A 22,956-nucleotide genomic window follows, 5' to 3' on the forward strand; every position below is an offset into this window, starting at 1 on the left:
TCTTCTATTTTTCCTGTAAATCCTTGTTGCGCGAACGGTGTACCCAGATGATGCAGCCGACGATAATCAGCGCCATGGGCGGGAAGAGCATCAGACCGCAGTTCGAATAGAAGCCGCCCTCGGACATGTACCAGCTTTCGGGAATGATGCGGTAGCCCAGCAGGCTGCCCGAACCGAGCAGTTCGCGGAAGAAGGCCACGATGACCAGAATCATGCCGTAGCCCAGGCCGTTGCCGATACCGTCGAGGAACGAAGGCCACGGCTTGTTGGCCAGCGCGAAGGCCTCGACACGGCCCATGACGATACAGTTGGTGATAATCAGACCCACGTAGACCGACAGCTGCTTGGAGACCTCATAGACGTAGGCCTTCAGCACCTGGTCCACCAGAATCACCAGCGCGGCGATGACCACCAGCTGGACGATGATGCGGATACGCGCCGGCACGCCGTTGCGCAGCAGCGACATCACCAGGTTCGAGAAGGCGGTCACCACCGTCACCGAAAGTGCCATGACGATGGCCGGCTTGAGCTGTACGGTGACGGCCAGAGCCGAGCAGATACCGAGAATCTGCACGATGACGGGGTTGTTCGCCGAGAAGGGACCCGTCAGGTATTTCATGTTCTTAGCCGAAAACAAAGGCTCTCTTTCGTTCTTACTCATTGCTTGCTACATTTTCATCGTTAGACACTTCCTCGGCGGCTGCCGGCTGCACGGCTGCGGCCTTCTTGGCCTCCAGCAACGGCAGATAGTGCGAGAAGCTGTCGAAGAGCATGGCCGTCACACCGTCCGAGGTCTTCGTACCGCCCGAGACGGCATCCACCTCGTGGGCGGGGTCCTGGGCGCCGCCCTTGCGCAACTTCACCGAGACGAACTGGTCACCCTCGAAAATCGTCTTGCCGAGGAACTTGGACTGATACTTCGACGTGGCGATTTCGGAACCCAGACCCGGGGTCTCGCCCTTGTGGGCCATGATGATACCCGAAATCGTGTTCATGTCCTTCTCGAGCGCCACGTAGCCCCAAATCGGGCCCCACAGACCGGCACCGTAGACGGGCAGCACCACGCGGCCGTCCTTGGCCTCGAAGACCGGGAGCTTCCCTTCGGCAAAGGCCGTGGGCAGGTCGTTCAGCAGCGCAAAGACATCGCCGTCGATACGCTCGCCGCGGTCATTGACCACATAGGCGCTGACGACATCGTCGTAGCTAATCGTGTCGATGAGCTTCTCCGCGTCGACCTGCATTCTTGCGGCATCACCCGCATAGAGCGACGCCAGAATGTTGCGCTTCTTCTCGTTCAGGTCGTTGGCATCCTGACGCGGCTTGAGCGCCAGCGCTGCTACGGCCAGCAGGACGGCCACGATGATGACCATCACCGTCGAGTACATGATGATATAGGCGTTGCTGTTCGTGTCGCTGAACAGCCCCTTCTTCTTCAGAGGGGTGAATTCCGATGCGGGAGCACCGCAGACGGGGCACTTTTCGGGAGCGGCCGCACCTTCATGGATATAGCCGCAAACATTGCATTTGAATTTTTTCGTTGCCATTCTACTCCCTATTTTGCCAGTTTAACACGTTTGTTTCTGCGCGAGATGTTCGCCTCGACCACGTAGTGGTCCACCAGCGGAGCCAGCGCGTTCATGAAGAGAATCGAAAGCATCATGCCTTCGGGGTATGCCGGATTGACCACGCGAATCAGGATGGCCAGGGCGCCCGTCATGAAGCCGACGATGTACTTGCCCGTGTTGGTCTGGGCCGAGGTCACGGGGTCGGTGGCCATGAAGACCGCACCGAAGGCGAAACCGCCGACAATCAGGTGCCACCATGCGGGATACTCCGTCACGCCGAGAGCCTGGAAGAGGTAGCCCATCGCCAGACCGCCGACAAAGACCGAAAGCATCGTACGCCACGAGGCGATGCCCGTCAGCAGCAGAATCGCGGCACCGATGAGGATGGCCAGCGTCGAGGTCTCGCCGAACGAACCGGGGATGAAGCCCAGGAAGGCGTCCAGCGGCGAGAAGGTCATCGTGCCGGTCGAGCCGAGCTGCTCGAGGGCCGTGGCACCGGTGATGCCGTCGACGTGAGCGCCCATCATCGTCCAGTCGGAGTACCAGACCGTCTCACCCGACATCGAGGGGGTGTAGGCGAAGAATGCGAATGCGCGGGCCAGCAGCGCGGGGTTGAAGACGTTCATGCCCGTACCGCCGAAGACCTCCTTGCCGAAGACTACGGCAAAGGCCGTTGCGAGGGCCACCATCCACAGCGGCGTGCTCACCGGCATAATCATCGGGATGAGCAGACCCGAGACGAGGAAGCCCTCGTTGACCTCGTGGCCGCGCGCCTGGGCGAAGGCGAACTCGATGCCCAGACCGACGATGTAGGAGACGCAGACCATCGGCAGCACGCGCACCAGACCGTAGAAGAAGGCCGTGAAGCCCGTCAGGCCGACCTGAATACCCGTATTGAAGCATCCGAAGAGGAATGCCGGCAGCAGCGCCACGACCACCACAATCATCGTACGTTTCATATCGTTGCAGTCGCGGATGTGCGCACCCTTCGTCGTAGTCGTATTGGGCACGAAGAGGAAGGTCTCGAACGCATCGAATGTCGATTCGAGGAAGCCCAGTTTACCGCCCTTGGTAAAAGTGGGCTTGATGTTGTCCATGAATTTACGCAGTCCCATCGTTAAGCCTCCTTAATCATTAAGTTAATACCGTCGCGGATAATCTGCTGAATCTCGGTCTTCGAGGGGTCGACGAACTCGCAGAGTGCAAAGTCCTCCTCCACGACCTCGTAGATACCCAGATTCTCCATCTTCTCGATGTCGCCGGCCAGGCAGGCCTTCAGCAGATACATCGGGTAGATGTCCATGGGCAGATACTGCTCGTAGAGACCCGTCACCACGAAGGGGCGCTCGCCGCCGTTGAGGTTCGTGTCCAGACGGTAGGACTTCTTCGGGCAGAGCCACGAGAAATAGGCGTGCGACACCGAGAACTTGTTGCAGCGGGGCATCGCCCAGCCCAGCAGTTCGTACTTGTCGCCCTCGGGAATCACCGTCAGCATGTTGGCGTAGAAGCCGATGAAGCCGTCGGCGGTGACCTTCGTACCCGTCAGCACGTTGCCCGAGATGATGCGGACGCTGTCGCCCGGCTTCTGGGGCTTGATGTTGTTGCCGAGAATCGATGCCACGCTGGCGCCCGAGACGATGCGCACGTAGTGCGGTGCGGCAACCTCCGAGCCGGCCACGGCGATGACCTTCGTCATGTCGACGCGGCCCTCGTTGAACAGGCGGCCGATGATGGCCAGGTCCTGGATGTTGACCGTCCAGACCACGTCACCCTTGTTGATGGGGTCGATGTGGTGAATCTGGACACCGACGTTGCCCACGGGGTGCTTGCCTGCAAAGGTGTGCAGCTCGACGTTTCTAAGCGACGGCATCGCACCTTCGGCGCCGGCGCGCATCGAGAGGTGCACCTTACCCTGGGTCAGACGACGCATCACCTCGATACCTGCCTGCAGGTTCTTCTGCTCACCCTGCAGCACGAAGTTGTAGTCGGGGGCCAGCGGCGCGGAGTCGAATGCGGAGATGAAGACCGCCTTCGGCACGTCGTTCGGGTCGGCAATGATGCCGTAGGGGCGCTGCACGAGCATCGGCCAGAGGCCCGACTTGAGCAGCAGCTCGACAATCTCCTCGCGCGAGGCCTTCGACGGCTCGAGCCGTGCGAACTCCTCGTAGTCGGTACGCTCGTCGGCAGCCACCGTCACGTTGAGCACCTTGCGCTTCTCACCGCGGTTGACCGCCGTCACCGTGCCGCTGACAGGCGACGTGAAGAGCACCCGCTCGTTGTACTTGTTGAAGAACAACGGCGTGCCCGCCTTCACCTTGTCACCCACCTTAACCAGCAGCTTGGGCGTCACGCCCTCGAAATCGAGGGGCGACACGGCATATTCGGACGAACGCGGCGCTTCCGCCAACGTCTCCTCGGCCTTGCCCTGAAGATTGATGTCGAGACCCTTGCGTAGTGTAATGATTTTCGACATTGATTAAAGATTTTGATTGTTATTTTGGAATATTTATGGGTTTCCGCATACGTTGTTAGCTGACTAACACACTAATTCGCGTGCGAAAATACGATTTTTTTCCGACAATTCCCCATCCGGAGCACAATATTTCTTAAATTAACTTACAAATCCACAATTTCCCCGGGAAATGCGTATTTTTGCCTTCATGACTGCACCCTGGGTCAATATCCACACGCATCGGCCGACGGGTCTGTGCATCGAGCTTCGGGCGGCGGGCATCCATCCGTGGAAGGTCGCGGCGTCCGGCGCCGGGGGGCTCGGCAGGGCGCTCGACGAGCTCGACCGTGAGCTCGACGGGGCGCAGGCCGTCGGCGAAATCGGGCTCGACCTTGCCTGCGGCGTGCCGCTCGCGCAACAGGAGGAGCTCTTCCGCGCGCAGCTCGAACTGGCCGAGCGGCGGGGGCTTCCCGTGGTGCTGCACTGCGTGCGGGCCTTCGAGCCGGTGATGAAGGAGCTGGAACGCCACCACCTCCGTGCGGTCATCTTCCACGGCTTCATCGGCTCGCCGCAGCAGGCGCGGCGAGCCCTCGCGCGGGGCTGCATGCTCTCGTTCGGCGAGCGGACCTTCGCCTCGCCCCGCACGCTGGAGGCGCTGCGCGCGACGCCCCTCGGGCAGCTCTTCGTCGAGACGGACGAGAGCCCGACGCCCATCGGGCGGCTCTACGAACGGGTGGCCGAAGCAAGGGGGGTGAGCGTCGAGGCGCTGCGCGAGGCGGCATGGGAGAACTACAAACGCATTTTCGAAACGACATGACAAACGACAACTGGCTGGAACGCACTGAATTGCTCCTGGGAGCCGAGAAACTGGAACGGCTGCGCCGCGCCCATGTCCTCGTGGTGGGGCTGGGGGGCGTAGGGGCCTATGCCGCTGAAATGATAGCGCGCGCGGGCGTGGGACGCATGACCATCGCCGACGCCGACACGGTCTCCCCGTCGAACATCAACCGCCAGCTCGTGGCGCTCCACTCGACCGTCGGCCGACCGAAGGCCGAGGTGCTGGCCGAGCGGCTGCGCGACATCAATCCCGACATCGAGCTGACGGTGGTCAACCGCTACATCCGCGACGAGGAGACCTACACGCTGCTCGACGCCGCGCGCTACGACTACGTCGTCGACGCCATCGACACCCTCTCGCCCAAGCTGGCCCTCATCAAGGGGGCGCTCGACCGCCAGCTGCGGCTCGTCAGCTCGATGGGGGCCGGTGCGAAGACGGACCCCACGCGCATGGAGATTGCGGACATCGGCCGGACGCACCACTGCCCGCTGGCCCACATGCTGCGCAAGCGGCTCCACAAGCTCGGCATCCGGAGCGGATTCCGGGCCGTCTTCTCGGCCGAACCGATGCACGAGGGGGCGATGATTCTCTGCGAGGAGCAGAACAAGAAGTCGAACGTCGGGACCATCTCCTACCTCCCGGCGCTCTTCGGCATCGGCTGCGCCTCGGTGGTCATCCGCGACCTGGCGGGCGAGCCGATTCCCTGACGCGACGCCCCTTTCCGGAAGGGGTCGGCCCAGAGCCGGCAGAGGGACGAACGGGGCGGAGGCGGCAGAGGGACGAACGGGGCGGAGGCGGCAGAGGGACGAACGGGGCGGAGGCGGCAGCCGCCGGAAACGCACTCGTCAAACGGACGCCGCGACCGCCGGAAACGAACCCGGCAAGACGGAGCAGGCGGCCGTCGGAAACGTACCGGCAAGGCGGAGCAGGCGGCCGTCGGAGGTACCCCGAAACGGGAACGAAGGCCTCCGGAAAACCGCCGCGAAGGGACCGGCAGGGAGCCGCTACCGGGCAGCGGACAACAACGGACGAAAACGGACAAGCAATATAACAACTAACTGACTGTCAAGATGGAAAACAACACGAAGAAACCTACCATCGTCTTTCTCGACGAATACACGCTGGGCGGCGCCGACCTGCGCCGCATCAAGGCGCTGGGCGACTATACGGGCTACGAAAACACCACCCGCGAGGAGGTCATCGAACGCTGCCGCACGGCCCGGGTCGTCATCACCAACAAGGTGGTGCTCGACCGCGAGACGCTGCGCGCGCTGCCCTCGCTCCGGCTCATCTGCGTCGCCGCGACGGGGATGAACAACATCGACCTCGAGGCTGCGGCCGAGCTGGGCATCGAGGTGCGCAACGCCGCCGGATACTCGACCCACTCGGTGGCCGAGACGACGCTCGGGGCCGCCATCGCGCTGCTGCGCCACAGCGTCTACTACGACCGCTACGTCAAGAGCGGCGCCTACGCCTCGTCGGGGCGGCAGTTCCACTTCGCCCTGGCCAACCACCAGCTGCACGGCTCATGCTGGGGCATCGTCGGGCTGGGCACCATCGGCCACGAGGTGGCGCGGCTGGCCGAGGCCTTCGGATGCGAGGTCCGCTACACCTCCACCTCGGGCGTCGCACGCGAGGAGCCCTACCCCGCCCTCTCGCTGGCCGAGCTGCTGAGCTGGGCCGACGTCGTCTCGATACACTGCCCGCTCAACGCCCGGACGCGCAACCTCATTGGCGCCCCCGAGCTCGAAATCATGAAGCGGTCGGCCATCCTCATCAACGTGGCGCGCGGCGGCATCGTCGACGAGGCGGCGCTGGCCACGGCACTCGACCGGGGCAGCATCGCCGGTGCGGCGCTCGACGTCTTCACGCAGGAGCCCCTGGCGGCCGACAACCCGCTGACGCACATCGCCGCCCCGGACCGCATCCTGCTCTCGCCCCACAACGCCTGGTCGCCCGTCGAGGCCGTCGAGGTGCTGGTGGGCTGCATCGAGCGCAACATCACGGAATTTTGCAACCGTCAATAGAGCGACGACCGCATGGAGACTACACCCGACGAACGCCGCCAGCGGGTCTTCGACTTCCTCGACGCCCACGGCATCCGCTACACCTGGTATGAGCACCCCGAGGCGCCGACCATCGACATCGCCCGTCAATACTGGCACGACGACGGCTCGAAGCACTGCAAGAACCTCTTCTTCCGCAACCACAAGGGCGACCGCCACTATCTGGTCTCGTTCGACTGCGAGCGGAATCTGGCCATCCACGACCTCGAACACCGGCTGCGGCAGGGGAAGCTCTCCTTCGCCTCGGAGCAGCGCATGGAGCGGTGGCTCGGGCTGCGGCCCGGCTCGGTGTCGCCCTTCGGGCTCATCAACGACGCGGAAACCCACGTGCACCTCTTCCTCGACCGCAACCTCGAACGCTGCGACGCCTACTCGTTCCACCCCAACGACAACCGGGCGACGGTGGTCATCACGCGCGAGGAGTTCATGCGCTATCTGGCGGCCGTGGGCAATTCGTTCGAATTCATCGACCTGTATTGAACGGCGGAAGCAAATTTTTTCTATCTTTGGTTAACCAAACCCAAAAAACACGACTCATGAAAAAATTGACGCTTATTCTGCTCCTGCTCTTCTGTGCGGCCGGCACGCTCCGGGCACAGGAGCTCAAACCCGACATCATGTCCTACCTGCGCAGCGAAGGCTACGCCCCCTCCTACGACGAGGACGGCGACGTACAGTTCAAGGTTGAGGGATATACCTACTACGCCATCACCCGCGACAGCGGCATGGGATACTCCTACGTCGAGGTCCGCGTACAGTTCGCTACGGACCAGCCGCTCGACAAGCTCATCACGATGGCCAACGACCTCAACCGCGGCAAATACGTCTGCAAGTATACGGCCTACGAGAACGACGGGGAGAATGTCTTCCAGTTCGGCGTGGAGTTCATCGCCTCGACCACGGCCCAGGTCAACTACATGATGGGACACGTGCTGCGTCTGCTCCCCTCGGAGGTGAATTCGGTCATCGACTCGCTCTGATTCATCCGGAGCACCTATTTATAAGAAGAGGGATGCACTCCGTTCGGGGGTGCATCCCTCTCTTCTCTGTATCGTATCGGCTTCTGTGTCCCACGTTCGCCCCGGCGGCGGAAGGGAGCCCCGGACGGGCGGGTGCAGGGCGCAGGGCGCAGGGCGCAAGGTGCAGGGCGCAAGGTGCAGGGCGCGGGAGACGAGCGCAGACCCGCCGCAGAACCGTCGCAGGCCGCCACGCCCCGGCAGCGCTCAGAGAAACTCCTTCTTGATGCGGCAGAAGTAGGCCTCGGTCACCCCGATGTAGGAGGCCAGCGTCCGCGCCGAGACCACCTCCAGAATCTCGGGCCGGTACTTCAGCACGGCGATAATCCGCTCGCGGGCATCGCCCTTGATGTACTTGAGCTTCTTCTCCGAGGTGTAGAACTGCCACATCGCCAGGTCGAACATCCAGCGGGCGAACTCGTGCGACTCGACCAGCAGCCGGTCGAACTTCGCCTTGGGGACCATGATGCAGGTGCACCCCTTCTTGCAGGTCTCGAACTGCATGACGGCCGGCTGGTTCATATAATTAGGAGTGGGGCGAAAGCAGAATCGTCCCCGGAGAGGCGAATCCGTAGGTCTCCTCCTTCTCCTTCTCGAAGTAGACCCCCCGCAGAATCCCCTCCTTGACGATATAGACGTTGCGGTTGATATGACCGAACTCGATGACGGCCTTCTTGGGACCGAAGTGCACCTCCTCGCCCAGCGCGAGCAGCTGGCGGACCACCTCCTCCGAAGGATGGAAATCCCCCTCGTGCATAATCAGGTCAATCAGTTCATCCATGGCTGAAAACTCTTTTCGGGGCAAATTTACCAAAAAAGAGTCAAAAAAAAACAATGTTTGACCTATGTCAATGTTTTTACGGCTCCCTTTCTCTATTTTTGAAACTGAATAAACAACCAAATCCCCTTGTATTATGAAAAAGTATCTACTCTTTACCATTGCGCTCTTTGCAGCCCTGGCAATGCAGTCGTGCAAGGACGACAAGACCGACGAGCCCAACCCCGGACCCGACCCCGAACCTACCGTGGAATACGACGTGGATACCGTCTCTTCCATTTGCGAAGGAATCTACTTCGGAGACGCCTACCTGTCCAACGATGAGGTCTACACCTACTACCTCTCCATCAGCGACCTGCCGGTTCTGGACGGCGGCTATACGGACAGCGAGGGCACCTATTACATCCTCCGGCTCAACACTCCGTTCGAGGAACAGATAGCCAACGGCACCTATACGATGACCGAGGAGACCAACAAATATACGGAATACACCATCCTCGGGGGCAATTACAGCTACATCGTCTACCAGAATCAGCAGTTCTTCATCAAGGAGGGCACCCTGACCGTGACGAACGCCGAGACCAAGCCCCGAATCGAAATCGAGATGACCACGACCGAGGGCTCTACATTCCATACCGTCTACGAAGGCATCTACTTCTACTACAACAAGAGCATCGAGTGGCTGAAGCAGGACATGAACACGAAGATGACCAGCGTCTACTCGTGGTATCTGGAGGAGATGAACGAAGACCGCAACGCCAATCTGAACATCACCCTCTATGAGAACATCGACGCGGACGGCTGGCTGGTTCCGCCCTCGAGCGTGCTGATTTTCGTGGGCCGCGGCGAGTTCGACGACGACGGCAACCTCATCCCCGGCACCTTCACCATCACCAACGACGAAGAGGCCTCGGACTACACCTTCCTCGCAGGCGGCTGCATCAACTTCATGAATGCACCCTTCCCGACCAGCACCAACTTCTGCTATTACTACGACCCGGAGAACTCGTCGGCCGTCCAGGTGGGTCTGGCCCAGTCGGGTACGGTCGAGATTGAGAAGAACGGCGACAACTACACGCTGACCTACGACCTGACGACCGACAAGGGCAAGAAGCTGACGGGCAGCTATACGGGCCCCATCGTCGTGCAGGACGCCCCGAAGGTGATTGAAAAGAACGAATGGGACCTCTCTGAAGACCACGAGCTGTCGTTCAATGCTCCGAATATCAACGTACAGGCGTTCGGCAGCAAATACACGATTTCGGGAGCGTACACCTGGCAATTCCAGTTCAAGCAGTACAACGAGAACTGGCAGTATGTCTCCGACCAGCTGGTTATCGAGGTCGTATGCGACCTGAATGAATCCGAGGAGCCCGTTTCCGGCGTATTCCAGATTAGCGACAGCGACGAAGTCGGCACGGCCCGGAAGGGTACCTTCAACATGTCGGGCGGCGTTGACGGATTTGGTCTGGGAACCTACTTCAAATACTACGAGAACGATGTCGTACGCTGGGCTGCCGGAGCAAACGGAGGTGAAGTAGAAATTACGAAGAACGACGACGGCACCTATACCATTACCTTCGACTTCCTCGACGGACAGGCCGAGCCCAAGCACTTCAAGGGCACCTGGACTGGCGAACTCGAAATCTTCTAACGGCAGAAAAAGAGCGAGTCAAATAAAACAACAAGGCACTTAAGGGAACAGCCCGGAGAATTTTCAGAATTCTCCGGGCTGCTCATTATCTGCTTCACATCTGCTTCTCGTCTGCTTCACGCTGTCGGGATGGAGCTGCGCCCCATGTCCGCGGCCAACGACGCTCCGGATGAGGTATGCCCCGAAACAAAAAAATTCCCGAAGCAAGGAACGATGCTCCGGGAATTTGCGTATGGCTCACCCCGCCAGGAACGGAGGCGTCTCACACCGGAAACGGAAGCATCCCGCGGGGGCGGCAACACCCTGCACCTCGCCCCCCACCCCACAGCCGGAAACAAAGACGCCCCGCCGCACAATGATGCGGCGGGGCGTCGCGGACGGAACCGAATCCGTCGTGCGGTTAACCGTGCGTGCTACTTCATCTCGACGAGCGAGTGTCCCGTCATCTCGGCGGGCTGCTCCAGACCCATCAGCTTGAGCACCGTGGGGGCCACGTCGGCCAGAATGCCGTTGTGAACAGCCTTCACGCGGTCCGAAACCACCACGATGGGCACCGGATTGAGCGAGTGCGCCGTGTTGGGCGTACCGTCGGGATTGATGGCGTTGTCGGCATTGCCGTGGTCGGCAATCATCACCACCTCGTAGCCGTTGGCCTTGGCAGCCTCGACCACCTTGGCGACGCAGCCGTCAACGGCCTTCACGGCCTTCACAATCGCGTCGTAGACGCCCGTGTGGCCCACCATGTCGCCGTTGGCGAAGTTCAGGCAGATGAAGTCGAACTTGCGCTCGCCGAGTGCCGCCACCAGCTTGTCGGCAACCTCCGGAGCCGACATCTCGGGCTGCAGGTCATAGGTCGCAACCTTGGGCGATGCGACCAGGATGCGCTCCTCGCCGTCGAACTTGTCCTCGCGGCCGCCGTTGAGGAAGAAGGTCACGTGGGCATACTTCTCCGTCTCGGCGATGCGCAGCTGCTTGAGGCCCTGCTTCGAAACCCACTCGCCGATGGTGTTGTGCACGTTCTCCTTGTCGAAGAGGATGTGCAGACCCGTGAACTTGGCGTCGTAGGGGGTCATGCAGCAGTAGTAGAGCGGCAGGGTGTGCATGCCGGCCTCGGGCATATCCTGCTGCGTGAGGACGATGGTGAGCTCCTTGGCGCGGTCGTTGCGGTAGTTGAAGAAAATCACCACGTCGTTGGGGCGAATCATGCCGATGGGCTGGCCGTTCTCGTCGATGCGGACGAACGGCTTGACGAACTCGTCGGTCACCCCCTCGTCGTAGGACTTCTGCATCGCCTCGACCATGTCGGACGAGTGGTCGCCAATGCCGTTTACCAGCGCGTCGTAGGCAATCTTGATGCGCTCCCAGCGCTTGTCGCGGTCCATGGCGTAGTAGCGGCCGATGATGGTGGCAATCTTGCCGGTCGTGGCGGCCAGATGCTCCTCCAGACGGGCGATGAAGCCCTTGCCGCTGTGCGGGTCGGTGTCACGGCCGTCCATGAAGCAGTGCACGTAGGTCTTCTCCAGCCCGTACTCGGCGGCGATGTCGCAGAGCTTGAAGAGGTGGTTGAGCGACGAGTGCACGCCGCCGTCCGAGGTCAGGCCCATGAAGTGCATCGCCACGCCGTTCTTCCTGGCGTATTCGAAGGCGGCCTTCACCTCGGGGTTCTGCATAATCGAGTTGTCGGCGCAGGCGCGGTTGATTTTCACGAGGTCCTGGTAGACCACGCGGCCGGCGCCGATGTTGAGGTGGCCCACCTCCGAGTTGCCCATCTGTCCGGCGGGCAGACCGACGTTCTCACCGTCGGTGCGCAGCTCGGCGTGGGGATAGTGCTCGGTCATGGCCGAAATGTATGCGGGATGCACCGTCGAGATGACATCCGCCTTGTCATGATGGCCGTTTCCCCAGCCATCGAGAATCATCAAAAGAACTTTGTTTGCCATAATTGTAGTTTTTTGCTTCGTGTTCTCTATTCCGTTGCCGGATGTTCCGTTGCCGGCAGGCGGAGGGGCGAAAATCGCCCGGATTCCGCACCGCCCCGTTCGGGCGGCCTTTTCCGACAGCCTCCGGCCCATTCCGGCGGCCTCAGCTGTTTTGGCAGCCCCGGTCCGTTTTGGCAGCCTTTTTCGACAGCCCCGGCCCGCATTCGGCCGCCTTTTTCGACAGCCCCCGGTCCATTCCGGCAGCCTCAGCTGTTTTGGCAGCCCCGGTCCGCATTTGGCAGCCCGCCTCGACCGTTTTGTCAGCCGCCGCACCGCATTTGGCAGTCGGTGGCAGGCTTTGGCAGGCTCCGCACGGCGGAACAATCCGCAGGACAATACGTCAAAAAGCGCGCCGTCCCGCTGCGCGGCCCCTATCGGAGCGCAGCGCCAATCAGCTCGACGGCCTTGTCCATGGCGGCCTGCAGGCCGTCGGGGTTCTTGCCGCCGGCCGTGGCGAAGAAGGGCTGGCCGCCACCGCCGCCCTGCATCAAACGGGCCGCTTCGCGGACCACGGCACCGGCATTGACGCCGCGTGCGGCAATCTCCTCGCCCAGCATGACCGTCAGCGTCGGCTTGCCGCCCGCAACCGTACCCACGACGAAGACCAGCTTCGGCGCGCGCTGGCGCATGGCGTAGGCCAAATCCTTGATGAAGTCGGCCGGACGCTCCAGCTGCGCCGATACCAGCTGCACGCCGTCGCGCTCGGGCGTCATCGCGAGCATCTTCTCGGCCCACTGGGCCACCTGCTCGCGGCGCATCGACTCGACCTCCTTCGAGAGCGCCTCGTTGTTCTCGACCATCTTGCGGACGGCCTGGAGCACCTGCGAATTGTGGAGCTGCTCGCCCACCGTGCGCAGCGTATCCTCGGCGGCGTAGAAGAGCCGCTCGGCAGCCTCGCCCGTCACCGCCTCGATGCGGCGGACACCGGCCGAAATGGCGCTTTCGTTGACAATCTTGAAGATGCCGATGTTACCCGTGGCGCTCGTATGCGTACCGCCGCAGAGCTCGACCGAGGGGCCGAACTTCACCGTGCGGACGCGGTCGCCGTACTTCTCGCCGAAGAGCATCATCGCTCCGCAGCGCTCGGCCTCCTCCTTCGTGGCATTGCGGTTCTCCTCGAGCGGGTAGTTGGCCCGCACGAAGCGGTTGACCAGCTGCTCGACGCGGCGCAGCTCCTCGGGGGTCACCTTCTGGAAGTGCGAGAAGTCGAAGCGCAGCGCCTCGGGGGTCACCATCGAGCCCTTCTGCTCGACGTGCTTGCCCAGCACCTCGCGCAGCGCGGCGTGCAGCAGGTGGGTGGCCGTATGGTTGTTGGCGGCATTCTGGCGCTTTTCGGCGTCGACCACCGCGGTGAATTCGGCCGCGGGGTCCGACGGGAGGTGCTCCACGATGTGGATAATCAGACCGTTCTCCTTCTCGGTGTCGACGACGGGCACCTTCTCGTCACCCGACTGGATGTAGCCCACGTCGCCAATCTGACCGCCCGAGTTGCCGTAGAAGGGCGTGCGGTCGAAGACCAGCTGATAGGTCGTGCGGCTCTTCGACGTCACGCGGCGGTAGCGCGCGATGCGCACCTGCTCGATGAGCGTGTCGTAGCCCGTGAAGATGCTCTCCTTCAGGGGGAAGAGCTCGACCCAGTCGTCGGTGTCGACCGCCGCGGCGTTGCGCGAACGGGCCTTCTGGGCCTGCAGCTCCTTGTCGAAATCCTCGAGGTCGACCTCGACGCCCTGCTCGCGGGCGATGAGCTCCGTGAGGTCAATCGGGAATCCGAAGGTATCGTAGAGCACGAAGGCATCCTTGCCCGAGATGCGGGAGGTGCCCTCCGCCTTGACGCGTGCTATCACGCCGTCGAGCAGGTTGATGCCCGTGGCCAGCGTGCGCAGGAACGAGGACTCCTCCTCCTCGATGACCTTCTCGATGAGGGCCTGCTGCGCCTTCAGTTCGGGGAACTGGCCGCCCATCTGCTCCACCAGCCCGGCGACAAGCTTGCAGAGCGTCGGCTCGGTAAAGCCCAGGTAGGTGTAGCCGTAGCGCACGGCGCGGCGCAGGATGCGGCGGATGACATATCCCGCCTTGACGTTCGAGGGGAGCTGTCCGTCGGCAATCGAGAAGGCGATGGCGCGCAGGTGGTCCGCCATGACGCGCATGGCCACGTCGCACTGCTCGTTCTCGCCGTAGCGCTTGCCCGAGAGGGCCGAAATGCGCTGGATGGTCGGCTGAAAGACATCCGTATCGTAGTTCGACTTCTTGCTCTGGAGAATCATGCAGAGGCGCTCGAAGCCCATGCCCGTATCGACGTTGCGCGCCGGCAGCGGCTCGAGCGAGCCGTTGGCCTTGCGGTTGAACTGCATGAAGACGAGGTTCCAGATTTCAATCACCTGGGGATGTCCCGCGTTGACCATCTCGCGGCCCGGCTTGGCGGCAATCTCCGCCTCGTCGCGCAGGTCGAAGTGAATCTCCGAGCAGGGGCCGCAGGGACCCGTCTCGCCCATCTCCCAGAAGTTGTCGTGCTTGTTGCCGCGGATGATGTGGTCCTCGGGCAGATACTGGCACCAGTAGTCGTAGGCCTCCTGGTCGAAGGGGACGCCGTCCTCGTCGGAACCCTCGAAGACGGTGGCGTACATCCGCTCGGCGGGCAGGTGGTAGACGTCGTGCAGCAGCTCCCACGCCCAGCCGATGGCCTCCTTCTTGAAGTAGTCGCCGTAGGACCAGTTGCCCAGCATCTCGAACATGGTGTGGTGGTAGGTGTCGTGTCCGACCTCCTCCAGGTCGTTGTGCTTGCCCGAGACGCGCAGACACTTCTGCGTATCGGCCGCACGGGGATACTTGCGGGGGGCGTTGCCCAGGAAGATGTCCTTGAACTGGTTCATGCCCGCATTGGTGAACATGAGGGTGGGGTCGTTCTTGACGACCATGGGCGCCGACGGCACGATGGTGTGACCCTTGCTTGCGAAGAAGTCCAGAAATGCCTGGCGGATTTTGTTCGATTCCATATTGTACGTTTACGATATAATCAAAAAAAGCGGCTTACGGAGCACGCAACCGCCTGCCCGGCCGACAGAGAGCAGCAGCGAACAAAGAGCGGCGACTGCCATCGGCCTTTCCCGAAGAGCGGCAGCCGACCCCGGCTCCAACCATCTGCAACCGAAGAGCGGCGACTGCCACCGGCCTTTTCCGAAGAGCGGCGACCACCGGCCCGGCCCTCTGCTTCCGGAAGTGTCATGCGGCCCTCCCAAAGGCAACGGCGGCCCCGGGACAACCCCGACGGCCCGGCAGACACCCCCCGGCTACCCGGCAGACACCCCCGCCAGGGGCCCTGCGACGAATTTATTTGCCCTGCGGCACACTTTCCGCCCGGGTGGTTCCGTTATCCGTTTCGGGTTGCAAAATTACGCATTTTCACCTAAATTTGCACCATCGCGACCCAGTTTTTTAGGTCATGGCACGAAAAGAGCAGATATTCGATACCGAGGCCCTCACTCACGAGGCGCAGCTCCTTACGCATGAGGCGCAGGTCATTACGCGCGAGGTGGTGACGGCCCCCTTCCGGCTGCGGACCTACCGGCTGCTGCGCAAGGTGCTCATCGGATTCATCCTCGTCTCCATCGCCAACGTGCTCTTCGCCTACTTCTTCTATACGCCCAAGATGTACCGCATCACGCGCGCCAACCGCGAACTGGTGCTCCGCTACCGCATTCTCCAGGACCGAATCCGCACGGCGCAGCGCCAGGTCGACGAAATCCACGAACGCGACAACTACGTCTACCGCTCGCTCTTCGCCACCGACACGCTCGCCATCGAGGGCATCGCCGAACCCTACCCCGCCTCGAAATACGCCTCGATGGCCGACGACGACTACGCGCCGCTGATGGTCGGCACGTGGATGAACATCGACCGCCTGGCCCGCACGCTCTACGCCGAGTCGGTATCGCTCGACGAGCTGCAGCAGCTCTCGAAGGACAAGGAGAAGATGTCGGCCGCCATTCCGGCCATCTGGCCCATCGACCGCAAGTCGCTGCACAACAACCACATCGGTGCATTCAACCTGCGCCGCATCCACCCCGTGCTGGGGTACATCCGCCCGCACAAGGGGGTCGACTTCGGCTGCGACCGCGGAACGGCCGTCTACGCCACGGGCGATGCGGTGGTCGAAATCGCCTCCGAAAGCGGCTACAACGGCGGCTACGGCCACATGGTGCTGCTCGACCACGCCTTCGGCTACAAGACGCGCTACGCCCATCTGAGCCGCGTGCTGGTCTCGCCCGGCGAGCATGTCGTGCGCGGCCAGAAGATTGCCGAATCGGGCAACACGGGCATCTCGACCGCCCCGCACCTCCACTACGAGGTGATTCACAAGGGGCAGCCCGTCAACCCCATCAATTACTTCAACCGCAACATGACCCCCGAGGAGTACGACCGTCTCCAGGAGACCATGCGTGAAACCAACTTCGAATAGCCATGGCCGGGAAAAAGGATTTGGAACGACTTCGCCGGCGCCGGCGCCGCAAACAGAACATCATCCGCTTCACGGTCCAGACGTTCGTGTGGGCCGGTGTGGCCGTGCTCTACTACATCGGATTCTCGCTCTTCTTCGACACGCCGGTCGAATACGAGCTCAAACACTCGACCGACCGCCTGCGCAGCGAATACGAGGCGCTCTCGGCGCGCTACGACACGCTCCGCATGGTGCTCGACAATGTCGCGGAGCGAGACCGCAACGTTTTCGGCATCCTCTTCGAATCGACGCCCTACGACTTCGACTCGGAGCGCGACAACGAAAAGGAGCTCGACTACGAACAGACGCTCACCCGCCCCACGCGGCAGCTCAAGCGCGAATTCCGCGACCGGCTCGACGACATGGAGCGCTCGCTCGCCCATCTGAACGAGAGCTACCAGACGCTGCAGCAGCGCATCGACTCGACGGGCAGCGGCTGCGACAACATCCCCGCCATCCAGCCCGTCATCAACAAGCAGCTCTCGCTGCTGACGGCCTCCTACGGCATGCGCATCCACCCCTTCTACAAGACGCTGCAGGCCCACCAGGGGGTCGACTACACCATTCCCGAGGGTTCGCGCGTCTTCGCCACGGCCGACGGCCGCGTGAGCGACGTCATGCGCCGCAACTCGACGCAGGGACTCACGGTGGTCATCGACCACGGCAACGGATACACCACCTCGTACAGCCACCTCTCGAAGAGCAACGTCACGAAGGGGCAGCAGGTGCGCCGCGGCGACATCATCGCCCTCTCGGGCGACACGGGCCTCTCGCTCTCGCCGCACCTCCACTACGAGGTGCGCCACAACGGCATGCGCGTCGACCCGATTCACTACTTCTTCATGGAGCTCTCCCCGGCCGAGTACCAGCACATCATGCGCATCGCGCAGTCGGGCATGCAGTCCTTCGACTGACGGCACTCCACGGCGGCCTCACCCGCGGCGGCCTTCGCTGCGGCATGTTTTTCACTGCAACAACACCATACGAACGATGAACAATCCCCGCACCGATACCCGCATCCGACTCATCCTGCTCGACTTCGACGGCACGCTGGCCGACACGCGGCGCGCCAACACGCTCGCCTACCTGCAAACGCTCGCCGAGGCGGGCATTCCGCTGAGCGAGGAGGAGTATGCGGCCCGCTACTTCGGCATGCGGTGCAGCGAGTTTCTGGCGAGCCTAGGCATCGCCGACCCCGCCGAGCGCGAACGGCTGCGGCGGCGCAAAATCGAGCTCTACCCCCGCTACTTCGACAGCGTGCGGCTCAACCGTCCGCTGTGGGAGTTCTGCCGCCAGTTCCAGCAGGGCGGCGGCCGGGTGTGGGTCGTCTCGACGGGGAGTCCCGACAACATCCGCAACGTGATGCGCCACACGGGCATCGGCGGCCCCGACGACCCGGCTGAGGCGTGCCCCGAAGGGCGTCTCGACGGCATTCTGACGGGTGCGGACGTCACCCGGAGCAAGCCCGACCCCGAGTGTTTTCTCGAGGCGATGAGGCGCGAGGGGTGCCGCCCCGAAGAGACGCTTATCTTCGAGGATTCGGACATAGGGATGGAGGCCGCGCGTCGAAGCGGCGCCGGCTACATCCGCGTCAAGCTGTAAAACGGTTCGGAAGGGGGCTGCCGCAGGCCCCGGGGCAGGAGCAGGGGGGGGGCAGCGGGCCCGGAGCGGGGGCGGCAGCCGGAAAGGGCTGCAACCGGCCCCGAGTGCAGGGCGACAAGGCTCAATACAAAGGCAGCGGGCCCCGATGCAAGAGCAACGGAGCCCGGTGCAGGGCAGCAGGACGCAGTACGGGGTCAGCGGCCCCGGAAAGGTCTGCGCGTCAGGCCCAGGCGTACAAGACTTCGGGCCCCGATGCAGGGTCAGCGGAGCCGGCCCTCCTCCAGCGGTCCTCGGTCGCGGCGCTCCTTCTTGGCGCGCTTCTCCTTCTTGGGCTTCTTGGGCTTTTTCGGCTTTTTGTGTTTTCCGGGCTGCTCCGGAGGAGCGGGATGGCCCGGATGTCCCGGATGACCGGGGTGGCCGGGAGGCAGCGGCGCCTCGTGAAGCGGACGGGGCGGACGGGGACGCGCCGGACGGTTCACGGCGCAGGAGGAGACGAGCAAGGCCAGCACCAGCAGCCACATGCTCCAGAATCTGCGTTTCATAAGGGTACTGCAAGGGGTTTACACCAACAAAGATTTTCACGGGACGGCAAAGCGCATGCCGCCCTTTTTTCTGCGGGTTCAGCGAGCCGGCGGCTGAGGGTCAGCAGTCACGGGTCAGCGGTCAGCGCCCCTGACCAGCGGCGGAACAGCGGGTCAGCGACGCGGGTCGAGGGTCGGCACCCCGGGTCAGAAGCAGAACAGCACCCCGGGTCAGCCCCCCGGCCGACACCCCGGGTCAAAGGCAGAACATCCCCCCGGTCAGCTCCTTGGGCCGGCACCCCGGGTCGGTCCCCCGGGTCAGCGGCAGAACAGCCCCCCGGTCGGCACCCTCGGTCGGCACCCCGGGTCAGCCCCCCCGGTCAGCGGCGGCAGATGACGTTGAAGTCGCAGAAGCGGCACGTATCGGTATCGGCGCACTGGCGGAAAGGCTGCGTCGGGTCGAAAAGCTCGGCGAGCGTTTCGCGCACCAGCTCCTCGAAGCGCCCCTCGTAGAGCGAATAGGGGGCCCCCCGCACGCCGAGCTCCCGGTCGGTGAGCAGCGGCGAATAGTCGCTGCGGTGCATCTGCCGCACGTAGTAGAGCTGCGGCACGGCGTCGCTGCCCCGCACGTGGCGCAGCATCATGGAGTAGAGCAGCGTCTGGAGGATGTTCGAGAGCCGCTGCTTGCCCTTGCCGCGGAAGAGCGACTCGAGCCCGTCGAACTCCAGGTGGGGCGTTCCCGTCTTGTAGTCGACCACGCGCAGCGAGCCGTCGTCGAGCCGGTCAATGCGGTCGGCAATGCCGGCGAACTTCATCCCGAGGCTCCGCCCGCCCGCCTCGAAGGGGAAGTCGTAGCGCACCTTCTCCTCGAGCCCCGTGACCGTAAAGCGGTCGTTGGCCGCATCGTAGGCCATCACGCCGTCGCGCAGGTAGCGGACCACAATCTCGCGGATGAGCAGCAGGTTGCCCGTATACTCCTCGGCCGAAGCGGAGGCGTCGCCGAGGTAGTTTTCGTTGATGGAGGCCTCGACGGCCCGCTCCACCTCGCCCGAGCACATCAGCGCGCGGAGCGTCTCTCCCGGATGCAGCTCGTCGCGCACCCGCCCGTAGAGCTGCTCCACGGCGGCGTGGAGAATCGTACCGAACATCGGGGCGTCGACCTCCTCAGCAACGTCATCGTCGACGCGCAGCCCCGCCACCGAGTGGAAGTAGAAGCGCAGCGGGCAGGCCACGTAGCGGAAGAAGGCCGTCGGCGAGAGGGTCACCGGACTTTCGGGGTCGACGAAGCGTTCGAGCGCCTCCATCACGGAGCCCTCCTTGGCCACCTCGATGGGGGCGTTCTCGACCAGATTGACATCGACGCCCACCTCGACGTGGTGCACCTTGAAGCCGCTCTCGTAGTCCAGCTGGCGGATGTAGCGGCTCGGCTCGCCGGTCGACTTCTCGTCGGCGTGCGAGCAGTAGAGCATGTGGACCGTCCGCGCCCGCTGGATGAGGCGGTAGAAGTAGTAGGCGTAGACACCCTCGTGGTGTTCGGGGGTGGGCAAATCGTAGGCGGCCCGCAGGTTGTAGGGGATGAACGACGACTGCGCAGCGAAGCTGCCGGGGAAGTTGTCGTCGTGCATCGAGAGCAGGATGACGTGCTCGAAGTCGAGGTTGCGCGTCTCGAGGATGCCCATCACCTGAATGCCCTCGAGCGGCTCGCCCTCGAACGGGACGCGCAGCGTCTGCAGGTGGCGGCGCAGCAGCGAGACGTAGGTCTCCATCGAGAGCTCGATGTCGCACTCCTCGAGCGTATTGCGCAGCTTGACGATTTCTTCGGAGAGGACGGCCAGGAACTCCCGGCGGCGGCGCACGTCGTCCCCCTCGAAGGGGAGCCGGGCCACCTCGTCGAGCGTGGCGAGCAGCCACTCCGAGAGGGCGCGCCACTCCTCGGCCCGCCGGAAGAGCCGCCCGAGGAAGGGGCTGCGCGCCAACCACTGCGCCTCGACCGAAATCCGCCGCTCGAGCACCACCTTGTCGGCCAGCTCGCGCGAGAGCGCCGCGTCGCTCTCGGCCACGTAGGGGTGCGCCAGCAGCCCCGTCACGTCGGCATGGTAGAAGAGCGTCTCGCCGCGGCGCGTGCGGCTGTGCTGCTGCAGCTCGATGAGCCGCTCGACGAAGGTGTAGGCCAGCGTCTGGCGCAGCGGATAGCCCATCGTGACGTTGACCTTGCCCACCTCGGGCGGCAGCGCATAGAGCAGCGGCAGCAGCAGGTTCTCGTCGGTCAGCACCACGGCGGTCTCCTTGCCCAGCGGCCCGTAGTCGCGGCGCAGGCGGCGCAGAATCTCACCGACGTACTTGCACTGCACGGCATTCGAGACGCACGAGACGGCGAAGAGCTCCTTCCCGCGGCGGAAGTTGTCGTGCGACACCCCGCCCGCCGGCGGGAAGGCCACGACGTTGCGCCGGATGAACATGCCGGCCTCCTGCTCCCGGTCGTCGCGGTAGTAGTCGTCGAAATCCCAGTAGAACCGGGCCCCGGCGGCCGTCGACAGGTACTTGAAGAGCTCCTGCTCGCACGCCGAGAGGGCGTTGAAGCCCGCCACGACGAAGCGCCGCGGGCGGTCGAAGGCGAAGCTGCCGCTGCGCAGCCGCTCGACGGCCGCGCGCTGCATCATGCCCCCGTAGGCGATTCCCAGCTCCGCCAGCCGCTCGCGGAAGCGGTGGTAGAGCGGCAGCAGCGTCTTCCAGAGGGTCAGGAAGCGGCGCTTCTCCTGCGAGAGGTTGGCCTCCTGTCCGAAGGTCGACCAGAAGGAGCGGACGAGCCGCTGCTGCTCGGGCGTGAGGTACGAGAGGTCCGATTCGAGCTCCTTCAGCTCCCAGAGGTTGCGCAGCAGCATGTCGGCATCGACCCGGTACTTGTCAATCGAGTCGAAGTCCGAGAGGAGCATCTCGCCCCAGAAGTAGAAGCGGTCGAAGGGTTCGTCGTGGTACTGGCGGTAGATTTTGTAGAGCTCGGTGACCAGCCGCACCCGCTCGGCCGTACGCAGCCCCGAGATTTCCGACATCAGCTCGTCGACCGTCGTCCAGCGCGGCTGCCAGAGCGGCCGGTCGACAAGCGACGAGAGGGCGTCGGCAAAGAAGATGCGGGCACGCCGCGACGGGAAGAGGAGCTCCATCGACGAGAGCTCCTCTCCGTAGCGGGCGTAGAGCTCCGCTGCAACTTCGTTCAGAAAACCCGCCATGGGGCTACTCCTCCTTCAGATGACGGATGTCGCCGCCGAGGAATTTCGCACCGCCCCGGACAATCGAGGGCGAGCCCTTGTAGCGGATGGTGGCGTTGGTCGAGGTCTTGCCCTCGAAGCGGTCGGTCACCCACAGCGAGACATTGGCGCCGCTCTGGGCGTTGACCGTGGCGGCCATCACCTCGAGCCCCGAGGCCTCGAGCTTGCCGGTTGTGGCAAAGAGCGACATGTAGCGCGCCTTGCCCGTCAGGTCGACTGTGCTCTTGCCCGCAAGGTCCATCTTCAGGTCGTCGACCTCGAGCGTGAGCACCAGCGAGGCGTTGCCCCCGACCGAGAGGTCGAAGAGCTTGCGGCGCAGCGTATCGGCGAAGGTCACCGAGGCGTCGTAGACGGTCAGCTGCTCCAGCTCGCTGTAGTAGAGCGTCACCTGCGAGCGGCCGACGCGCTGCGACGAGGGGCGCTCGGTAATCTTCAGCACGCGGTCCTTGACCGTGAAGCGGAATTTCGTATCGGAACCCTTCGTGTCGTAGACGATTTTCGGAGCCTCCGAGGCGGGAATCTGCACCAGGCGGATGTCCAGCGGAGCATCGACAACCAGGGCCGAATAGGAGGTGAGCCACTCGCTGACGCCGGTTGCGGGGTCCTGCTCCTGGGCACGGAGTCCGCCGAGGGTCAGCAGCGCCGCTGCGACGCTAAGAATCAGTTTCTTCATAGTCGTATAACTTAAATAATGCGTGAATAACACGCCTCTAAATTACAAAAT

At 63.2% G+C, this 22,956-nt stretch carries 20 protein-coding genes; 9 read left to right on the forward strand and 11 right to left on the reverse strand.

Going from position 1 to position 22,956, the window contains the following annotated elements:
* Positions 1 to 4: 4 nt before the first annotated feature.
* From B5F90_RS08455 to B5F90_RS08470, 4 genes are read right to left on the reverse strand one after another with little or no spacing between them, the layout of a single operon-like run.
* Positions 5 to 661, reverse strand: a complete 657-nt coding sequence (locus B5F90_RS08455) for an NADH:ubiquinone reductase (Na(+)-transporting) subunit D (protein ID WP_087362367.1) — start codon at positions 659 to 661, stop codon at positions 5 to 7.
* Positions 654 to 1,544 (reverse strand): Na(+)-translocating NADH:ubiquinone reductase subunit C, encoded by an 891-nt coding sequence (locus B5F90_RS08460; RefSeq protein ID WP_087362368.1) that lies wholly within the window; start codon positions 1,542 to 1,544, stop codon positions 654 to 656. The genes B5F90_RS08455 and B5F90_RS08460 overlap by 8 nt, the downstream gene beginning before the upstream one ends.
* Positions 1,545 to 1,552: 8 nt before the next feature.
* A complete protein-coding gene (nqrB, locus tag B5F90_RS08465) occupies positions 1,553 to 2,662 on the reverse strand; it encodes an NADH:ubiquinone reductase (Na(+)-transporting) subunit B (protein WP_087362408.1) in 1,110 nt (369 codons plus the stop codon).
* A 20-nt stretch (positions 2,663 to 2,682) separates the two neighbouring features.
* Positions 2,683 to 4,038, reverse strand: coding sequence for a Na(+)-translocating NADH-quinone reductase subunit A (locus tag B5F90_RS08470; RefSeq protein ID WP_087362369.1), 1,356 nt, complete (start codon positions 4,036 to 4,038; stop codon positions 2,683 to 2,685).
* Positions 4,039 to 4,225: 187 nt separating this feature from the next.
* Here B5F90_RS08470 and B5F90_RS08475 point away from each other — a divergent pair, with 187 nt between their 5' ends.
* The 5 genes from B5F90_RS08475 to B5F90_RS08495 all read left to right on the forward strand — a co-directional run bounded on the left by B5F90_RS08475 (position 4,226) and on the right by B5F90_RS08495 (position 7,901).
* A complete protein-coding gene (locus tag B5F90_RS08475; protein WP_087362409.1) occupies positions 4,226 to 4,834 on the forward strand; it encodes a TatD family hydrolase in 609 nt (202 codons plus the stop codon).
* A complete protein-coding gene (locus B5F90_RS08480) occupies positions 4,831 to 5,562 on the forward strand; it encodes a tRNA threonylcarbamoyladenosine dehydratase (protein ID WP_087362370.1) in 732 nt (243 codons plus the stop codon). Before B5F90_RS08475 ends, B5F90_RS08480 begins: the two co-directional genes overlap by 4 nt.
* 363 nt (positions 5,563 to 5,925) lie before the next feature.
* Positions 5,926 to 6,882: an NAD(P)-dependent oxidoreductase gene (locus tag B5F90_RS08485; protein WP_087362371.1), complete on the forward strand. Its 957-nt coding sequence runs from the start codon at positions 5,926 to 5,928 to the stop codon at positions 6,880 to 6,882.
* Positions 6,883 to 6,894: 12 nt separating this feature from the next.
* The gene (locus B5F90_RS08490) at positions 6,895 to 7,401 is read left to right on the forward strand and encodes a prolyl-tRNA synthetase associated domain-containing protein (RefSeq protein ID WP_087362372.1); all 507 of its coding nucleotides are present in this window, start codon (positions 6,895 to 6,897) and stop codon (positions 7,399 to 7,401) included.
* Between the two features lie 56 nt (positions 7,402 to 7,457).
* Positions 7,458 to 7,901: a YbjN domain-containing protein gene (locus B5F90_RS08495; RefSeq protein ID WP_087362373.1), complete on the forward strand. Its 444-nt coding sequence runs from the start codon at positions 7,458 to 7,460 to the stop codon at positions 7,899 to 7,901.
* A gap of 243 nt (positions 7,902 to 8,144) precedes the next feature.
* On the opposite strand, the gene B5F90_RS08500 is transcribed toward B5F90_RS08495, so the two are convergent.
* Together B5F90_RS08500 and B5F90_RS08505 are read right to left on the reverse strand one after the other, a co-directional pair.
* The gene (locus B5F90_RS08500; protein WP_087362374.1) at positions 8,145 to 8,459 is read right to left on the reverse strand and encodes a hypothetical protein; all 315 of its coding nucleotides are present in this window, start codon (positions 8,457 to 8,459) and stop codon (positions 8,145 to 8,147) included.
* Positions 8,460 to 8,463: 4 nt separating this feature from the next.
* Entirely contained in the window at positions 8,464 to 8,718 is a 255-nt protein-coding gene (locus B5F90_RS08505) for a hypothetical protein (RefSeq protein ID WP_087362375.1), read from the reverse strand.
* Between the two features lie 133 nt (positions 8,719 to 8,851).
* Here B5F90_RS08505 and B5F90_RS08510 point away from each other — a divergent pair, with 133 nt between their 5' ends.
* On the forward strand, positions 8,852 to 10,369 hold the full coding sequence (locus B5F90_RS08510; protein WP_087362376.1) for a hypothetical protein: 1,518 nt from the start codon (positions 8,852 to 8,854) through the stop codon (positions 10,367 to 10,369).
* Positions 10,370 to 10,782: 413 nt separating this feature from the next.
* Here the strand turns inward: B5F90_RS08510 and gpmI are convergent, their stop codons facing one another.
* Together gpmI and alaS are read right to left on the reverse strand one after the other, a co-directional pair.
* Complete coding sequence (gene gpmI / locus B5F90_RS08515; protein ID WP_087362377.1) at positions 10,783 to 12,309, reverse strand: 2,3-bisphosphoglycerate-independent phosphoglycerate mutase; 1,527 nt, start codon at positions 12,307 to 12,309, stop codon at positions 10,783 to 10,785.
* Between the two features lie 410 nt (positions 12,310 to 12,719).
* Positions 12,720 to 15,341 carry an alanine--tRNA ligase gene (gene alaS / locus B5F90_RS08520; RefSeq protein ID WP_087362378.1) on the reverse strand — a complete coding sequence of 874 codons (2,622 nt, stop codon included), beginning with the start codon at positions 15,339 to 15,341 and terminating at the stop codon, positions 12,720 to 12,722.
* Between the two features lie 446 nt (positions 15,342 to 15,787).
* Here alaS and B5F90_RS08525 point away from each other — a divergent pair, with 446 nt between their 5' ends.
* The 3 genes from B5F90_RS08525 to B5F90_RS08535 all read left to right on the forward strand — a co-directional run bounded on the left by B5F90_RS08525 (position 15,788) and on the right by B5F90_RS08535 (position 18,445).
* Positions 15,788 to 16,804, forward strand: coding sequence for a M23 family metallopeptidase (locus tag B5F90_RS08525; protein ID WP_087362379.1), 1,017 nt, complete (start codon positions 15,788 to 15,790; stop codon positions 16,802 to 16,804).
* Between the two features lie 2 nt (positions 16,805 to 16,806).
* Positions 16,807 to 17,757, forward strand: coding sequence for a M23 family metallopeptidase (locus tag B5F90_RS08530; RefSeq protein WP_087362380.1), 951 nt, complete (start codon positions 16,807 to 16,809; stop codon positions 17,755 to 17,757).
* A 76-nt stretch (positions 17,758 to 17,833) separates the two neighbouring features.
* Positions 17,834 to 18,445: an HAD family phosphatase gene (locus tag B5F90_RS08535; protein ID WP_087362381.1), complete on the forward strand. Its 612-nt coding sequence runs from the start codon at positions 17,834 to 17,836 to the stop codon at positions 18,443 to 18,445.
* Positions 18,446 to 18,705: 260 nt separating this feature from the next.
* On the opposite strand, the gene B5F90_RS08540 is transcribed toward B5F90_RS08535, so the two are convergent.
* The 3 genes from B5F90_RS08540 to B5F90_RS08550 all read right to left on the reverse strand — a co-directional run bounded on the left by B5F90_RS08540 (position 18,706) and on the right by B5F90_RS08550 (position 22,905).
* Positions 18,706 to 18,987 carry a hypothetical protein gene (locus B5F90_RS08540; protein WP_087362382.1) on the reverse strand — a complete coding sequence of 94 codons (282 nt, stop codon included), beginning with the start codon at positions 18,985 to 18,987 and terminating at the stop codon, positions 18,706 to 18,708.
* 359 nt (positions 18,988 to 19,346) lie between these two features.
* Positions 19,347 to 22,193, reverse strand: a complete 2,847-nt coding sequence (locus tag B5F90_RS08545) for a PD-(D/E)XK nuclease family protein (RefSeq protein ID WP_087362383.1) — start codon at positions 22,191 to 22,193, stop codon at positions 19,347 to 19,349.
* A 4-nt stretch (positions 22,194 to 22,197) separates the two neighbouring features.
* Positions 22,198 to 22,905: a DUF2807 domain-containing protein gene (locus tag B5F90_RS08550; protein WP_087362384.1), complete on the reverse strand. Its 708-nt coding sequence runs from the start codon at positions 22,903 to 22,905 to the stop codon at positions 22,198 to 22,200.
* Positions 22,906 to 22,956 lie beyond the last annotated feature (51 nt).

It is taken from the genome of Alistipes sp. An31A (assembly GCF_002159425.1).
In the GTDB taxonomy this organism is placed as follows: Bacteria; Bacteroidota; Bacteroidia; order Bacteroidales; family Rikenellaceae; genus Alistipes; species Alistipes excrementigallinarum.

Coding starts and splice junctions, on each gene's coding strand:
- B5F90_RS08455 (WP_087362367.1), bottom strand. CDS start 661: ATGAGTAAGAACGAAAGAGAGCCTTTGTTTTCGGCTAAGAACATGAAA.
- B5F90_RS08460 (WP_087362368.1), bottom strand. CDS start 1,544: ATGGCAACGAAAAAATTCAAATGCAATGTTTGCGGCTATATCCATGAA.
- nqrB (WP_087362408.1), bottom strand. CDS start 2,662: ATGGACAACATCAAGCCCACTTTTACCAAGGGCGGTAAACTGGGCTTC.
- B5F90_RS08470 (WP_087362369.1), bottom strand. CDS start 4,038: ATGTCGAAAATCATTACACTACGCAAGGGTCTCGACATCAATCTTCAG.
- B5F90_RS08475 (WP_087362409.1), top strand. CDS start 4,226: ATGACTGCACCCTGGGTCAATATCCACACGCATCGGCCGACGGGTCTG.
- B5F90_RS08480 (WP_087362370.1), top strand. CDS start 4,831: ATGACAAACGACAACTGGCTGGAACGCACTGAATTGCTCCTGGGAGCC.
- B5F90_RS08485 (WP_087362371.1), top strand. CDS start 5,926: ATGGAAAACAACACGAAGAAACCTACCATCGTCTTTCTCGACGAATAC.
- B5F90_RS08490 (WP_087362372.1), top strand. CDS start 6,895: ATGGAGACTACACCCGACGAACGCCGCCAGCGGGTCTTCGACTTCCTC.
- B5F90_RS08495 (WP_087362373.1), top strand. CDS start 7,458: ATGAAAAAATTGACGCTTATTCTGCTCCTGCTCTTCTGTGCGGCCGGC.
- B5F90_RS08500 (WP_087362374.1), bottom strand. CDS start 8,459: ATGAACCAGCCGGCCGTCATGCAGTTCGAGACCTGCAAGAAGGGGTGC.
- B5F90_RS08505 (WP_087362375.1), bottom strand. CDS start 8,718: ATGGATGAACTGATTGACCTGATTATGCACGAGGGGGATTTCCATCCT.
- B5F90_RS08510 (WP_087362376.1), top strand. CDS start 8,852: ATGAAAAAGTATCTACTCTTTACCATTGCGCTCTTTGCAGCCCTGGCA.
- gpmI (WP_087362377.1), bottom strand. CDS start 12,309: ATGGCAAACAAAGTTCTTTTGATGATTCTCGATGGCTGGGGAAACGGC.
- alaS (WP_087362378.1), bottom strand. CDS start 15,341: ATGGAATCGAACAAAATCCGCCAGGCATTTCTGGACTTCTTCGCAAGC.
- B5F90_RS08525 (WP_087362379.1), top strand. CDS start 15,788: ATGGCACGAAAAGAGCAGATATTCGATACCGAGGCCCTCACTCACGAG.
- B5F90_RS08530 (WP_087362380.1), top strand. CDS start 16,807: ATGGCCGGGAAAAAGGATTTGGAACGACTTCGCCGGCGCCGGCGCCGC.
- B5F90_RS08535 (WP_087362381.1), top strand. CDS start 17,834: ATGAACAATCCCCGCACCGATACCCGCATCCGACTCATCCTGCTCGAC.
- B5F90_RS08540 (WP_087362382.1), bottom strand. CDS start 18,987: ATGAAACGCAGATTCTGGAGCATGTGGCTGCTGGTGCTGGCCTTGCTC.
- B5F90_RS08545 (WP_087362383.1), bottom strand. CDS start 22,193: ATGGCGGGTTTTCTGAACGAAGTTGCAGCGGAGCTCTACGCCCGCTAC.
- B5F90_RS08550 (WP_087362384.1), bottom strand. CDS start 22,905: ATGAAGAAACTGATTCTTAGCGTCGCAGCGGCGCTGCTGACCCTCGGC.